General features: G+C 55.1%; 14 protein-coding genes and 1 tRNA gene. 6 read left to right on the forward strand and 9 right to left on the reverse strand.

Features of this window, described 5'->3' with window-relative positions; all coding sequences use genetic code 11:
* Nucleotides 1-14 precede the first annotated feature (14 nt).
* Complete coding sequence (locus tag AC0J4F_RS02735) at nucleotides 15-443, reverse strand: Hsp20 family protein (RefSeq protein ID WP_133949054.1); 429 nt, start codon at nucleotides 441-443, stop codon at nucleotides 15-17.
* A 404-nt stretch (nucleotides 444-847) separates the two neighbouring features.
* Here AC0J4F_RS02735 and AC0J4F_RS02740 point away from each other — a divergent pair, with 404 nt between their 5' ends.
* The 3 genes from AC0J4F_RS02740 to AC0J4F_RS02750 all read left to right on the forward strand — a co-directional run bounded on the left by AC0J4F_RS02740 (nucleotide 848) and on the right by AC0J4F_RS02750 (nucleotide 3,092).
* Nucleotides 848-1,207 (forward strand): MmcQ/YjbR family DNA-binding protein, encoded by a 360-nt coding sequence (locus AC0J4F_RS02740; protein ID WP_133949056.1) that lies wholly within the window; start codon nucleotides 848-850, stop codon nucleotides 1,205-1,207.
* Complete coding sequence (locus tag AC0J4F_RS02745) at nucleotides 1,197-2,393, forward strand: MFS transporter (RefSeq protein WP_473025343.1); 1,197 nt, start codon at nucleotides 1,197-1,199, stop codon at nucleotides 2,391-2,393. The genes AC0J4F_RS02740 and AC0J4F_RS02745 overlap by 11 nt, the downstream gene beginning before the upstream one ends.
* Before the next feature lie 66 nt (nucleotides 2,394-2,459).
* Entirely contained in the window at nucleotides 2,460-3,092 is a 633-nt protein-coding gene (locus AC0J4F_RS02750; protein WP_133949058.1) for a GH25 family lysozyme, read from the forward strand.
* 17 nt (nucleotides 3,093-3,109) lie between these two features.
* Here AC0J4F_RS02750 and AC0J4F_RS02755 read toward each other — a convergent pair whose 3' ends face one another.
* Nucleotides 3,110-4,240, reverse strand: coding sequence for a DNA alkylation repair protein (locus AC0J4F_RS02755; RefSeq protein WP_473025344.1), 1,131 nt, complete (start codon nucleotides 4,238-4,240; stop codon nucleotides 3,110-3,112).
* 305 nt (nucleotides 4,241-4,545) lie between these two features.
* Between AC0J4F_RS02755 and AC0J4F_RS02760 the strand changes: the two genes are divergently transcribed.
* A complete protein-coding gene (locus AC0J4F_RS02760; protein WP_133949062.1) occupies nucleotides 4,546-5,307 on the forward strand; it encodes a hypothetical protein in 762 nt (253 codons plus the stop codon).
* Nucleotides 5,308-5,450: 143 nt separating this feature from the next.
* Here the strand turns inward: AC0J4F_RS02760 and AC0J4F_RS02765 are convergent, their stop codons facing one another.
* The 7 genes from AC0J4F_RS02765 to AC0J4F_RS02795 form a co-directional block, all read right to left on the reverse strand.
* Nucleotides 5,451-6,527, reverse strand: a complete 1,077-nt coding sequence (locus AC0J4F_RS02765) for a sn-glycerol-3-phosphate import ATP-binding protein UgpC (protein WP_473025345.1) — start codon at nucleotides 6,525-6,527, stop codon at nucleotides 5,451-5,453.
* A gap of 8 nt (nucleotides 6,528-6,535) precedes the next feature.
* Entirely contained in the window at nucleotides 6,536-7,378 is an 843-nt protein-coding gene (gene ugpE, locus AC0J4F_RS02770) for a sn-glycerol-3-phosphate ABC transporter permease UgpE (protein WP_133949066.1), read from the reverse strand.
* A 10-nt stretch (nucleotides 7,379-7,388) separates the two neighbouring features.
* The gene (locus AC0J4F_RS02775) at nucleotides 7,389-8,270 is read right to left on the reverse strand and encodes an ABC transporter permease subunit (RefSeq protein WP_133949068.1); all 882 of its coding nucleotides are present in this window, start codon (nucleotides 8,268-8,270) and stop codon (nucleotides 7,389-7,391) included.
* A 106-nt stretch (nucleotides 8,271-8,376) separates the two neighbouring features.
* A complete protein-coding gene (locus tag AC0J4F_RS02780) occupies nucleotides 8,377-9,687 on the reverse strand; it encodes an extracellular solute-binding protein (RefSeq protein ID WP_133949070.1) in 1,311 nt (436 codons plus the stop codon).
* 499 nt (nucleotides 9,688-10,186) lie between these two features.
* Complete coding sequence (locus AC0J4F_RS02785) at nucleotides 10,187-10,609, reverse strand: YqaA family protein (RefSeq protein ID WP_133949072.1); 423 nt, start codon at nucleotides 10,607-10,609, stop codon at nucleotides 10,187-10,189.
* A 78-nt stretch (nucleotides 10,610-10,687) separates the two neighbouring features.
* Nucleotides 10,688-10,763: transfer RNA gene (locus tag AC0J4F_RS02790), tRNA-Ala, on the reverse strand.
* Between the two features lie 149 nt (nucleotides 10,764-10,912).
* Complete coding sequence (locus AC0J4F_RS02795; RefSeq protein ID WP_133949074.1) at nucleotides 10,913-11,305, reverse strand: TIGR02300 family protein; 393 nt, start codon at nucleotides 11,303-11,305, stop codon at nucleotides 10,913-10,915.
* A gap of 266 nt (nucleotides 11,306-11,571) precedes the next feature.
* Here AC0J4F_RS02795 and aroA point away from each other — a divergent pair, with 266 nt between their 5' ends.
* Together aroA and cmk are read left to right on the forward strand one after the other, a co-directional pair.
* Nucleotides 11,572-12,927 carry a 3-phosphoshikimate 1-carboxyvinyltransferase gene (gene aroA, locus AC0J4F_RS02800; RefSeq protein ID WP_473025346.1) on the forward strand — a complete coding sequence of 452 codons (1,356 nt, stop codon included), beginning with the start codon at nucleotides 11,572-11,574 and terminating at the stop codon, nucleotides 12,925-12,927.
* Entirely contained in the window at nucleotides 12,924-13,544 is a 621-nt protein-coding gene (gene cmk / locus AC0J4F_RS02805) for a (d)CMP kinase (protein ID WP_473025347.1), read from the forward strand. Before aroA ends, cmk begins: the two co-directional genes overlap by 4 nt.
* The last annotated feature ends 265 nt before the right edge of the window (nucleotides 13,545-13,809 follow it).

Genomic DNA, 13,809 nt, shown 5'->3' on the forward strand with positions numbered 1-13,809 from the left:
TTATGCAGCGAGAGTCATTCACCGCTGGAGATTTCTATTTTTCTTATGACACGTTCCGGCTCCGGTCGTGCCAAGTCGATGGACAGCAAGCCATCTTTCAAGTCTGCACCGAGTATTTCGATCCCCTCGGCGAGAACAAATGCCCGTTGAAACTGGCGGGCCGCGATACCGCGATGGAGATATTGACGGGTCTTATCGTCAATCTGCCGGCCACGGATAACGAGCTGGCTTTCTTCCACCGAGACATCAAGCTGATCACGGGTAAACCCGGCCACAGCCAACGTAATTCTAATTACATCGCCCTGACTGTCGGTTTTCGGCAACCGTTCAATGTTGTAGGGCGGATAGCCGTCATTTGCGGCCTTAGACACACGATCAAGCACACGCTCGATATCATCAAACCCGAGCATAAACGGGCTAGAAAACGCTGACATGCGCGACATCCTCAAAGTCCTTGTCGAAGCGACCTTGCATCCGGACCCTTTTCGTAAGGCACCCGGACAGGAGCGTCTTGCTCCCTTCATCATTAAATATGGAGATATGTTAAAATTGATTCAAGGACACTGCCGAATTCGGCTGTTTTTGCTTTGTTTTCCAATGGCCGTACACAAGCTGGCTGCAACGTCAATTGGCTAAGAGGTCAGGGCGGTGAGTGACCGTTGTTGCAAAAACCGCCTCTCAAGTATGTGGGGAGCGGCTCGCTCTTTACCAAGGCCGGCTCTGACCTTCGCCGCCCGACATCATATCAACAACACGAACCCTTGTTCTGATTCCCCTTTTTCGCCTTTCCTCCATGGGCTATCACTTCCTCCGCATTTGTTTTTACTCTTAGTGATAGTCAGTTCTCATGAACCGGAACGAATTCGACGCTTACTGCAAAACACTTCCCGCAACCTCGAACGTGATCCAGTGGGGCAATGCGTCCGTTTGGAAAGTTGGTGGCAAGATATTCGCCATTTGCTCCGGCTGGGGCGAAGGTACACACGAGAAATTCAGCTTCAAGTGTTCGGACCTTTCCTACTCACTGCTGATACAGCAGGATGGCATCATTCCCGCTCCGTATCTTGCGCGGGCCAAGTGGGTTCAGCGGGAAGACGACAGCAGTATTTCGGACGATGATCTGAAAGCATACATTTCGGCAGCCCACGAAATCGTTGCGGGTAAGCTTTCCAAAAAACTCCAGAAAGATCTTGGCCTTGCAGATTGATGCCACAGCAAAGTGGCGGTCCTTAGGCCTTCTGATGGTTGCCGAGATTGCAGCCATGAGCCTTTGGTTCATGTCTGCAGCCATCTTGCCGGATTTGACCCGCGAATACCCGATTTCCGAGTTCCGGCAGGCCGCTCTATCAAGTGCGGTGCAGATCGGCTTTGTTGTCGGGGCGCTGGCCTCGGCACTCTTGGGACTTGCCGACCGCATTGATCCCCGCCGGTTTTTTGCGTTCTGCGCGATTACCGCCGCTCTTTTTAACGCCAGCCTTCTTGTCTCCGAACCCGGTGGAGTTGTTTCCATTTTGGCCCGATTTGCGACAGGAGCCTTGCTCGCAGGCGTTTATCCCGTGGGTATGAAAATCGCTGTTGGCTGGGGTCAAAAGGACCGCGGATTTCTGGTGGGAACCCTCGTCGGCGCCCTCACCTTCGGATCTGCAGCACCGCACCTCTTGGCGCTCCTTGGGGGAACCGACTGGCGCTGGAGCCTGACGGTTGCCTCGATCGCTTCGGCACTCGGCGGGTTATTGTGCCTTGCGAGCACGCTTGGGCCGTTTCATGGCACAGCCCCAAAGATGGACATCAAGGCTGTGTTTTCTGCCTGGACGAACCGCAAGATCCGGTACGCTTACCTCGGCTATCTCGGTCACATGTGGGAGCTCTACGCGATGTGGGCCTGGATAGGGATCGCGCTGACCGTTTCCTTTTCTGCGCATATGGCGGCCGAGGACGCGGTTTCGCTTGCGCGTTTGATCGCTTTTCTTGCGATCGCAGCGGGCGGTGTCGCCTGCATTGCCGCTGGTGTTCTTGCAGACAAGGTCGGAAAGGCCAACATCGCGATCCTTGCGATGGCAGTCAGTGGAACGGCTGCTGTTCTAAGCGCCATCACCTTTGGCGGCCCAGTCTGGCTGACAATCCTCTGCGTCTTGATCTGGGGCGCGGCCATTTTGCCCGATTCCGCACAGTTCTCAGCCCTCGTCGCGGATTTTGCACCTGCCGAACAGGCCGGAAGCCTGATGACCTTCCAGACCGCACTTGGCTTTGCGTTGACTTTCCTGACTGTCCAGGTCACGCCCATGCTTGCGAACGGTATTGGTTGGCCCGCAGTTTTTGGGATCATGGCAATCGGACCGGTGATTGGCATTGCCGGTATGCTGAGACTGAAACGGCTCGCACCGGAAAGTTAAGCCTTTCCTCACAACACGGCCTGTGCCGCGTCTCTCACTTCGTAGGCAACAGACGGAGTGTAACGCATGGACACGACGAGTAGACGGGGCATCGACGTTTCCCATTACCAAGGGACGGTCAATTGGGCAGGTGTTGCTGCGGACGGAAATGAGTTTGCCATGATCAAGGCCAGTGAAGGAGAGAGTTCACCGGATCCGATGTTCTTGTCGAATTGGGCCGGGTGCAAGAACAACAGCGTAAAGTGCGGCGCTTACCACTACTTCCTTCCAACAGACTGTTTCTTGAAACAGGCAGACCTTTTGATCCAGCAGTTGAGATCCGCGGGCTATGATCCAACCGCCGATTTGCCGCCGGCGATAGACTGTGAGGATATGGAAGGTGTCTCTGCTTCCACATACATCTATGCTTTAAAAGAGCTTCTCCAAAGCCTGAAGACGCAACTCAAATGTAACCCGATGATCTATGTCTCCCCGGCATTTTGGCAGGGGTTGGGCAGTCCCGACTTCTCCGATTACCCGTTGTGGGTCGCAAACTACACAACGGCGAGTGCGCCCGAGATTCCCTCCCCTTGGAAAACCTATGCCATCTGGCAGTACTCGGACGACGGCACGGTGGGTGGCATTGCAGGGGATGTCGATCTCGATCTCAGCAATCCAGGGGCTGGTGTTTCACCAGAACCAAAACTGAACTGGTTCTAGAGACCCAATTGGAACCGTCAGCCGTCCGGTATTTGAAGATCGAACTCTTGATACCCAAAATCCTGACCGTTGATACGCAAGCTCACGGCCTGTGTGCCGCCGTAGTAGGTCCGTGTCGTGATCGGTCGGATCGGATGAAAACGGGAAAGCCGGTGAACGGTGCCGGGTTCCAATGTGGCTTTCGTCCATTTGAATACTTTCGGCGCCAGTTTGCCGTTGGCCTTTCGAAAGTGCAGCACATAGTCAATGATCAGATCCTGAGACCTCATTGCTGTCGATTTCAACGCAGCCGAAAAGGACAATGAACTGCCGAAGCGGACCTTCGCCGTTTCAATGCTCAAACCTGCGAGATGAATTTCTGGCGCGTTGAGACCAAAAGCGCGCAAGGCCGGTTCATAGCCGCTTTTGATCAAAGACCGGCAGGCATGCCGAACTAACTTCTCCCTATGCGGCGTTGCATCTTTGAGCCAGTTAGCCGCGATGTCGCTCACCAAGGCCGGATGATCCTTTGCAATGTCATTCAAATGGTTTGCGACAGACCGGCGCACATACTCTTCCGGGTCGTCTTTCAAGGCCTCCAGCAACGGCAAGGTCGGTGTTGGATCCTCAATCAACTGATTTAGCCGCATGCCCCAGGGCAATCGCGGACGTGTGCCCTCAGAGACCAGACGCCGGACATGCACGTTGGGATCCTCTGTCCAAGGTGTCATGATGGAGAGCGCTCTTTCCTGGTCTTTTGCCAAAAAGGGCCGGACATCGAATTCGGCAGTCGCCCGTTTGGTCATTTCCTTCATGAGATCGAACGAAGCGTCAAAGTCATTCAGGCCGGTGTCAGAAACAATCATACCCAGCGGCATCATGCCCCAGCCGCAGATCCCGTTCTCGTCGCTGTCCCGATCGACCGCGCCCTCCGGATCGGAATGAAGAAGCGAGCGCAAGATCGAAAACCGGCTCTCGAGCGCGTCAGGCAAATGCTTCGTGGTGACATCCGCAATGAGCCGGGCTCTTTGCTTCAGTTCAAGCTGCTGCAATTGGCCCAGGATTTCCCTTTCAAAGGCCGTTTTTTGAAACCCGTCGATCGTCCGGTCAAGATGGCTGGCCAGACACTGAACAAACTCCGGTGAGATTTTGTTTTTGAAGGGTTCCAAGTGCAGCTCCTGTTCTTCTGAAGAGCCTACATCGCATGATGACTGTGGTTGTTCCAGCCGACACTCCAGGGCTCCTGACAAGTACCGTCAGGAGTGCACTTTTCTGGTTCATTTGCCGCCAGATGGTGATCGCTCAAAGCTTTCAGCCCGCACGCGCTGTTATCCTTACCATCATCCATTTACACAATAACAATTCCGGTCTGGCTCACTTATGTTTGGTAACAAAGCAGCAGGTTGCGCAAACTGGACCAGCTGAACAGCTTCAACACTCGAGATGGCGTTTATCTAACGCCAAGCACAGAACCATGTCGGCCAATTTTGAATTTTTGCCAGTCCCAATCCTGAAGGCCGCGTTCTTGGCTTTGTCAGTTTTGATCACCTCGGTTTCGGTGACCGGAATAGCGCAAGCCGACCCCATTACAATCTTCACGACCGAGCTGGACGGACACCACCAACCGGATGCGCGTGGCCGGTATGATCAGATTGTATTGTCCGCCGCCCAGCAGCAAAACCTGCAAGTCGACTTCCGCTTCATGCCGCCGGCCCGCGCGATCCTCCAGTTCTCCAAATGTGAAGACTGCTGCGTCAGTCCTTGCAATGAAGACCCCGAGATCAGCCATTGCCCCGGCGCAACACTCTCGGACGTGTGGGACAAAGTGGAGCTTCACGCCTTTTCACTCAGACCTGACGCTCCAGATCTCGCAATCGACAATCTCAAAACTCTTGATGTCGGGGCTATTCAGGGAATGCCGCTGGGGACCAGGGTCGAAACCAACCTGACTGATATTCGGCGGGTCGACACACCCCGCGCAGCGGTCAACATGCTGACACTTGACAGACTTGATGTGTTTTTGGGGTGGATACCTGAAACACTTGTGTACTTTCGGGTTAACGACATACCGGTGCCGAACTACGACGCAAAGAACCCTTTGAAGAGCGTCCCGATCGGTATTGCCTGTAAGGGATCGCAATCCCTTCGGCTCATTGACGCCGTCAACACTTATCTGCGCCAGACGCCGTTGACCTCCGAGTCCGCACCTATCAGTTCATCAAATCCGGACGGGTAGAAAACCTGAGACTTCTTTGTCGCGCTATGCTGCCGGAACCCCGAGAGCAGCTGAATGCCAAAAAAACCACCCCGATTGCTCGGGGTGGTTTACTCGAGGCAGGCCGACCCTCGTATTGCCGCCCGCCTCAAAAGTCGTTCGATTTAGTCGATCCGTTTGCCGGTCTCAGCGTCAAAGAAATGAACATCCTCTGGAGCCGCCGCGAGATACATGGTCTCGCCCGGTTCATGATGCGCATGGCTGGAGACGCGGATCACGATTTCCGGTCCGCCATCTTCGAAGCTCGCATAGACATAGCTCTCGGCGCCAACCGGCTCCAACACATTTACTTTGACTTCAAGTCCGATGCCGTCACCGGAATGCGGGCTTTCCACAACGGTGAGATGCTCCGGACGGATCCCGATCTTGTAGCCGTCCTTGCCCTTGGTGTTCGCGCCCGAAAGACCGGAACCCGCGTTCAAGGCCAAGCCTGATCCGTTTGCTGCAACGTCCAAGAGGTTCATCGCAGGTGAACCAATGAAGCTCGCCACAAATGTCGACGCAGGCTTGTCATAAACATCGATCGGAGCTCCGATCTGTTCGATGTTGCCGCCGTTCAAAACCACCAGCCGATCCGCCAAAGTCATGGCTTCGAGCTGGTCGTGGGTCACATAAACGCTGGTTGTGCCGAGCGACCGCTGCAGACGCTTGATTTCAACGCGCATCTGGACACGCAACTTGGCGTCCAGATTGGAAAGCGGCTCGTCAAACAGGAAAGCGGCCGGTTCGCGGACAATCGCCCGGCCCATGGCCACGCGCTGACGCTGACCGCCTGACAGGGCCCGCGGCTTGCGATCCAGATAGTCACCGATCTCAAGGATCCGTGCGGCTTCCTTTACCCGGCGGTCGATTTCCGCCTTGTCCATGCCCCGGTTCTTCAGGCCATAGGCTAGGTTGTTATAGACCGACATGTGCGGATAAAGCGCATAGTTCTGGAACACCATGGCAATGTCACGGTCAGCCGGATCGACATTGTTGACCAGCCGATTGCCAATCTTGATCTCACCGGTGGTGATGTCCTCAAGACCGGCAACCATGCGCAACAGGGTGGACTTGCCGCAGCCGGACGGACCGACAAGCACGATGAACTCGCCATCGGCGATGTCGATGGAAACGCCCTTAACCGCTTCCACATTGCCCGCATAGACCTTGCGGACAGTGTCGAGAGTAATCGTTGACATTCAAAACCTCACTTATCGCTCTCGACGAGCCCTTTGACGAACCAGCTCTGGAAGATCACCACGATGAGAACGGGCGGCACGATGGCCAGGATTGCAAGCGCCATCGCCTCATTCAGCGCCGGGATCTGTGCGCCAACCCAGACCTGCATGATCTGTTTTATGCCGCGAACCAGCGTGAACAGGGATTCCTCTGTGGTGATCAAGGTCGGCCAGAGATACTGGTTCCAGCCATATACGAACATGATGATGAAGATGGCCGCGATCATTGTTTGTGACAGCGGCACAAGGATATCCTTGAAGAACTTCCAGGGACCTGCGCCATCGATCCGGGCCGCCTCCAAAAGCTCGTCGGGGACGGACATGAAGAACTGACGGAAGAAGAAGGTGCCGGTCGCAGATGCGATCAACGGAACAATCAGGCCGGTGTACGTGTTCACCAGACCCAGCGACTGAACGATCTCGTAAGACGGCAAGATGCGCACTTCCAGAGGAAGCAGCAGCGTCGCGAAAATGATCCAGAAGCAGAAAGTTGCCATTGGAAACCGGAAGTAGACGATCGCATAGGCCGCGATCATCGAAATGATGATCTTGCCGATGGCAAAGCCGAACCCAAGGATCATCGAGTTCATCAGCATGACAAACCCGTCGACTTCCTTGGTAAACCCGCCGGCACGGAACAGAACCGTCTCGTAGTTTTCCAGGAACTTGTCACCCGGAAGGAACTGGATGCCTTCCTTGTAAATGGTGATCGCGTCGTGCGTGCTGGTCATGAACGCCAAGGCAACAGGCGTTACCATGAAGAAGACACCCAAGAGCAGGATCACGTGATCCAGAATTTGAACTTTTCTCATCTCTCGCCCCTCAGGTGTAGTGAACGCGTCGTTCGATCAGCCTGAACTGAACGACGGTAAGTATGAAAACCAGCACCATCAGAATGACCGACTGCGCGGACGACCCGCCAAGGTCATTGCCCCGGAAACCATCAAGGAAGACCTTGTAGACGAGGGTTACAGGGTTGTTGCCCGGCTCCTGTTTCACAATGATGTCGACGATACCGAACGTGTCGAAGAACGCGTAGGTGATGTTGATGATCAACAGGAAGAAACCGGTCGGCGCGAGCAGCGGGAACGTGACGGTCCAGAACCGGCGGAAACTGGACCGGCAGTCAATGCTGGCAGCCTCTTGAACCGACTTGGAAATGCCTTGAAGGCCAGACAGGAAGAAGATGAAGTTGACCGGAACCTGTTTCCAGACCGCTGTTACGGTCATAGCAAAGCTCGTGTCGAAGTAGTCGACCCCGATCTGCATTTCCCAACCGAAAAGCGCAAAAAACTCCACGATTGGTCCCACGTGCTGGTCGAACAGCATCACGCCGATCAGACCCGCAACCGGAGGCGCAACCGCGTACACCCACATCAGAAGCGTCTTATACGAGGAGCCTCCCCGCAAGACCTTGTCGGCCTTCACGGCTAGAAGCAACGCGATTCCGAGGGAGAGGAAGGTTACAAAGAAGGTAAAGACAGCCGTGAAACGCGCCACACGGCCATAATCCGTTGAGGTTACGGTATCGACGAAATTGTCGAAGCCGACAAATGTTGCGCCGAAGCCAAAGGGGTCTTCCAAATAGAAGGAAGACTGCACGGCTTCTGCGGCCGGCCAGAGGAAGAAGACTGTCACGATTACCAGCTGCGGTAAAAGCAGCATATAGGGAACCCATCCAGTCTGAAATTGAACTTTTTTCATCACGTCACCGCAACGGAGAAAGCGGGTCTCCAGAAATCTGTCGACCCGCCATCAGCCCTAAAGAACGGGGACGCTTGTTCTGAGTCCCCGCATAGTTTCGTCAGCCTTAGTTGCTGGTGGTCTTGGCGAAACGCTCAAGAAGCTTGTTGCCGTCAGCTTCAATGTTCTTGAAAGCGTCTTCAACAGTGGTTTCACCGGCAAGGATCCGACCGTATTCACGGTTCATGATGTCGCGGATCTGGACGTAGAAGCCCATGCGGTAGCCTTTGGTCCACTCACCACCTGGGAGGGTCAACTGCTTGATACCAACTTCAGCGGCCGGGTTGCGGTCGTAGTGACCGTCTTTCTTGGCGAGGTCGTATGCAGCATTTGTGATCGGCACATAACCGGTTTCACGGTGCCACATGTACTGGACTTCCGGTGAAGTCAGGTACTCGAAGAAGGAAGCAACACACTTGTTTTCTTCTTCCGGCTTGCCGGCCATTGCGAACAGAGCGCCGCCGCCGATGAACGTGCCGGTGCCTGCGCCTTCAACTGCATCCCAGTAAGGCAGGTATGTCGCGGAGAACGGGAACTCAACGGTCTTCTGAATTCCACCGAAGGAGCCTGAAGAGCCAAGCCACATGGCTACTTTGCCTTCGTTGAACGGTGTCTGGTTGTCGCCCCAGCCTGTGCCGTAGTAACCGAACAGACCATCGTCGAGCCAGCCTTTGACAGCTGTGAAGTGGTTTTTGATCGGCTCACCGAACACCAGTTGAGTGCCTTCAGCACCATCAAAACCGTTGTTGTTCGTTGCGAACTGCAGGTTATGGCGCGACTTGAAGTTCTCTGTGAAGATCCACGGCAGGTGAGACTGAGCGAGCGGCACGTAGCCAGCTTCTTTCAGCTTCGGTGCGATTTCCTGGAATTCTTCCCAAGTCTTCGGAGCTTCAACACCGGCCTTTTCGAGAGCTTCTTCGTTCACGTACAGGATCGGCGTGGACGAGTTGAACGGCATGCCGATCATCTTGCCTTCGCTGTCTGCGTAAAAGTTGCGGACGCCTTCGATGTAGTCTTCGCTGTTGAACTCAACACCAGCGTTTTCCAGGATGTCCTGTGCCGGAACGACAGCACCCTTAGCGCCGATGATCGTTGCTGCACCAGCGTCGAACACCTGCAGGATGTTCGGCTGCTCACCTGCGCGGAACGCGGCGATGCCGGAGGTCAAGGTCTCTTCATAAGTGCCCTTGAAGACCGGAGTGATCTGACAAGCATCCTGAGAAGCGTTGTAGTTTTCACCGATTTGGTTGACCACTTCACCGAGATGGCCGCCATGGGCAAACCACCAGGAGATTTCGGTCGCCGCGTAGGACGCGGAAGAGGTACCCAGAAGGGCCGCAGCAGCTACGAGGCTGGCGACTGTCTTACGGTAAGCCATATTGTTTGCTCCCATCTAGCAGGGCTGGCCGCCCTGATCAGCAGTTGGTTTGTCATGGCGCTGACGGCTTCTTCAACGCCAAAAGGATAACGCCTGCGTTTCGTATTGTTTTCATATGAACGTTATATGACGCTCATATGAACATTAAACGACGGCTTGAGACCTGCTGCAAGAGGGAAGTGCTCAGAAACGACAATTCTTGCGACGCCTAAGCTTTCGGTTGTATTGACCAAAAACCACGCCTCATGGCGTAGTAATGGAAAGCGGCACCTCGCCGCAGAGGTCTCGCCGTTTCAAACCGTCAGATTTTCTGCGCAAATATAGGGAGTTATACGTAGGTTGCCGAAGACCTTAATTAGAGGCTTCGAAACAATTGCGATCTCAACAGCCCGCTGTTGAGCAACCACGCTACTGTTGCAGGGACTGCTGATTTATTTGCTGGCAAACTACTGAATCAACCGACATCACAAAGAGTTTGATTTCAGTCGCCACCAGACGATCAGATGAACTGAAGAGCAATCGCGGCAACCACGATGTACCGGACCGTTTTCGCAATCGCCACCAACAAAAAGAATCGCCACAGGGGCTCCCTGAACACACCAGCGACGAGCGTTACCGGGTCTCCAACAAGAGGCGCCCAACTGATCAACAAACTCCAGTAGCCATACTTCTCATACCAGTGCTGCGCTTTGGCATACCATTTCGACGCCTTCCCGGAATGCTCTGCGGGACGGGCAAACCGGATCAGTCCCAGACCGATGGCCCAATTCACAACCGATCCAAGGGTGTTACCAACACTGGCAACTGCAATCAAAGCCACCAGGTCTTCCGGGTAGTTGGTCACCAGATAGACGAGCCCCAACTCCGATTGAGCCGGAAAAAACGTTGCAGCAAGAAAGGAAGATAGGAACAGCGCAATCATCGTGCGCCGCGATATAAGCCACTTCGCTTCAGAAGCAACCGTTCATCGGGGTCAAGTAGCATCATATGGAAGAGAAGATGGTGGAGCCTAGGGGAATCGAACCCCTGACCTCTTCGCTGCCAGCGAAGCGCTCTCCCAGCTGAGCTAAGGCCCCATTTATGTCCGGAAACGTTGGGATCGCTCCGGCTGATGGAGGCGGACCATAGTCGCACCTCCTGGTAAGATCAAGCGGAAATTTGAATGATTTCAGCCTGCCCTTGTGGAAAAGGCCGGGAGCGCAAAAAACACTTCCCGGCCAGTCACTTAACGATCAGGATCGTCGTCTACTTCAACCCGGATACCGGGAACAGCTTCATCGTCTTCATCGTCTTCATCGATAAAGACGTCATCATCGGCGCTGTCGTCGTCTTCGAGTTCAACATCATCGCCATCGATGTCCGGCACATCATCATCGCCGCCTTCGGCTTCCGCGTCGGCTTCTTCCAGCGTTACGATTTCCGGAGCCGCTGCATCGTCCTCGTCTTCATCATCTTCCGGCTTTTCTTCAACCTTGGCGGCTTTCGCCGCGCGAGAGGTCATTACAGCCTCGAAGATCGTCCCGCATTTCGGGCAGGTAATCGGATCGCGGTTGAGATCATAATATTTGGCGCCGCAGCCCGGGCACAGCCGCTTTGTGCCAAGTTCAGGTTTTGCCACTGTGCTCACCCTTCATAGCTTGGATGGTCGATTTGGAAATTTGAGTTCGCCGCCCTTAGCGCTAACTCAGGGCCGATGTCAAAGCCAAATCGCTGTTTTTTCTTTTCGGTTCCACTTTTCTGCACGATGCGTGGCAAATTTCAAGCAGGCTCACTGCATCCGTACACATAAAGGATTGTTATCCGGCGCTAATGGATGACGCCGCCGCCCTTGCGTGATAGGACGTGGCACCTTTTGACAAACTAGCAAGCTTGCGGACAAACATAATGTCACACACTTCCGCACCTGTTCCGCTCACTTCAGCGGCAGGCAGCCCGCTGAAAGGCACCATTCGCGTGCCTGGCGACAAATCCATCTCTCACCGGTCCTTGATGTTTGGCGCCCTTGCCGTTGGCCGCACCACTGTTCAAGGCCTTTTGGAATCTGAAGACGTTCTTGCGACAGCCGATGCCATGCGGGCCGTCGGTGCCAAGATCGAAAAACAGGACGACGGCTCCTACACCGTCGACGGGATCGGTCTCGGCAGCCTTTTGGAGCCAGAAGGCGTTATTGATTTCGGCAATGCCGGAACCGGCGTGCGCCTGACGATGGGCATTTTCGGCAGCCACAACATTGCAGCGACCTTTGTTGGCGATGCGTCTCTTTCCAAACGTCCGATGGGTCGTGTTCTCGACCCATTGCGTGAGATGGGCACCAACGTGATTGCCCGCGATGGCGATCGCCTCCCGGCCTCAATCCGTGGTGCAGAACAAGCTCTTCCAATTACATACCGCGTTCCGATGCCTTCAGCTCAGGTGAAATCCGCTGTGCTTCTAGCCGGCCTCAACGCTCCGGGTGTCACAACGGTCATCGAACCGATTGCAACGCGGGATCACACGGAAAAAATGCTAAAGGGCTTCGGCGCGGACATTTCCGTGTCTCTCAACGAAGCCGGAGAGCGGGTGATCAAACTCACCGGTCAGCCGGAACTGAAGCCACAGGACATCGATGTTCCGGCTGATCCGTCATCTGCCGCTTTCCCGATTGTTGCCGCTTTGATCGTACCGGGTTCGGATGTCACGATCGAGAATGTCATGCTGAATGAGCACCGCACCGGCGTCATCACGACGCTGATCGAAATGGGCGGTGATATCGAACTCCTCAACAAGCGCAGCGCTGGCGGCGAAGAGGTCGCCGATATCCGCGTGAAGCATAGCAAGCTGAAGGGGATCACAGTTCCGGCAAAGCGCGCACCGTCCATGATCGATGAGTACCCGGTTTTGGCAATTGCTGCTGCATTTGCCGAAGGCAACACCTTCATGCCCGGTCTTGAGGAGCTGCGTGTAAAGGAATCCGACCGGCTTGCAGCTGTAGCCCGTGGTTTGGAGGCCAACGGCATACCTTGCGTTGAAACCGAAGACACTTTGACTGTCACGGGCGGTGCTGCCGATATCGGCGGCGGCACAGTTGTCACGCATCTAGACCACCGGATCGCCATGTCGTTCCTGATCCTCGGTATTGCAGCACATAAATCTGTGACGGTGGATGACGGCGCGGTGATTGCGACCAGTTTCCCGACCTTCACGTCGTTGTTTGAAGAGCTTGGCGCAAAGATCTCTGCAAACTCGAGTGAGGCCGCATGATTATTGCAATCGACGGTCCGGCCGCCTCAGGAAAGGGCACGCTTGCACGGCGGCTCGCCGAACATTTCGAGCTGCGCCATCTGGATACGGGCCTGACGTACCGGGCCGTGGCTGCTGCACTCTTGGCGAAGGGGTTGCCGCTGGGGGATGAGAGTGTTGCGATTGAAATCGCGCAACATCTCGATCTTGCTCAGATGGACAAGTCGGTTCTGTCCGCTCATGAGATCGGCGAAGCAGCATCCCGGATAGCCGTCCTCGGTGGTCTGCGAGAAGAACTGGTCAACCTGCAGCGCAAGTTTGCCGAAACACCTCCCGGCGCCGTTCTGGACGGTCGGGATATTGGCACGGTCGTCTGCCCCAATGCCACCGTAAAGCTGTTTGTCACGGCCAGCCCGGAAGCAAGAGCGCGGCGCCGGACAGACGAGATGATCTCCAAGGGCAATGAGGCAAATTACGCCTCAGTCCTGGACGATCTGAAACGCCGCGACGAACGGGATAGCCAAAGAACCGTGGCTCCGATGAAACAAGCGGACGATGCGGTCTTGCTTGATACGACGGAAATGGATATAGAAGCAGCGTTCCAAGCGGCTGTGGACATTGTTTCCAAAGCTGCATAGGCATCAGATGATGCGGGGCTCACTCCAGAGTGCGCCCCTTTTTGCGCATTTTGGCCGGAACCCGCCCTTAGGGCCTTTTGTTCAGAAATGGACAGATTTTTTCGGCAGGACACGCATGTGGCCTGTGACGAGACCGGATTTTCTGTTTCTCGCCCCGCCGGCCCGCTTGATTAAAGCGGAAGAACCAGACGAAACGTCGGTTCCGGGAGGCAGAAGCTCCGGAGTGCAACACCAACCCGCCGGCGGCGCGCCAAAAGGCGCTAGG

Source organism: Roseibium sp. R5, assembly GCF_055755305.1.

Coding starts and splice junctions, on each gene's coding strand:
- AC0J4F_RS02735 (WP_133949054.1), bottom strand. CDS start 443: ATGTCGCGCATGTCAGCGTTTTCTAGCCCGTTTATGCTCGGGTTTGAT.
- AC0J4F_RS02740 (WP_133949056.1), top strand. CDS start 848: ATGAACCGGAACGAATTCGACGCTTACTGCAAAACACTTCCCGCAACC.
- AC0J4F_RS02750 (WP_133949058.1), top strand. CDS start 2,460: ATGGACACGACGAGTAGACGGGGCATCGACGTTTCCCATTACCAAGGG.
- AC0J4F_RS02760 (WP_133949062.1), top strand. CDS start 4,546: ATGTCGGCCAATTTTGAATTTTTGCCAGTCCCAATCCTGAAGGCCGCG.
- AC0J4F_RS02765 (WP_473025345.1), bottom strand. CDS start 6,527: ATGTCAACGATTACTCTCGACACTGTCCGCAAGGTCTATGCGGGCAAT.
- ugpE (WP_133949066.1), bottom strand. CDS start 7,378: ATGAGAAAAGTTCAAATTCTGGATCACGTGATCCTGCTCTTGGGTGTC.
- AC0J4F_RS02775 (WP_133949068.1), bottom strand. CDS start 8,270: ATGAAAAAAGTTCAATTTCAGACTGGATGGGTTCCCTATATGCTGCTT.
- AC0J4F_RS02780 (WP_133949070.1), bottom strand. CDS start 9,687: ATGGCTTACCGTAAGACAGTCGCCAGCCTCGTAGCTGCTGCGGCCCTT.
- AC0J4F_RS02785 (WP_133949072.1), bottom strand. CDS start 10,609: ATGATTGCGCTGTTCCTATCTTCCTTTCTTGCTGCAACGTTTTTTCCG.
- aroA (WP_473025346.1), top strand. CDS start 11,572: ATGTCACACACTTCCGCACCTGTTCCGCTCACTTCAGCGGCAGGCAGC.
- cmk (WP_473025347.1), top strand. CDS start 12,924: ATGATTATTGCAATCGACGGTCCGGCCGCCTCAGGAAAGGGCACGCTT.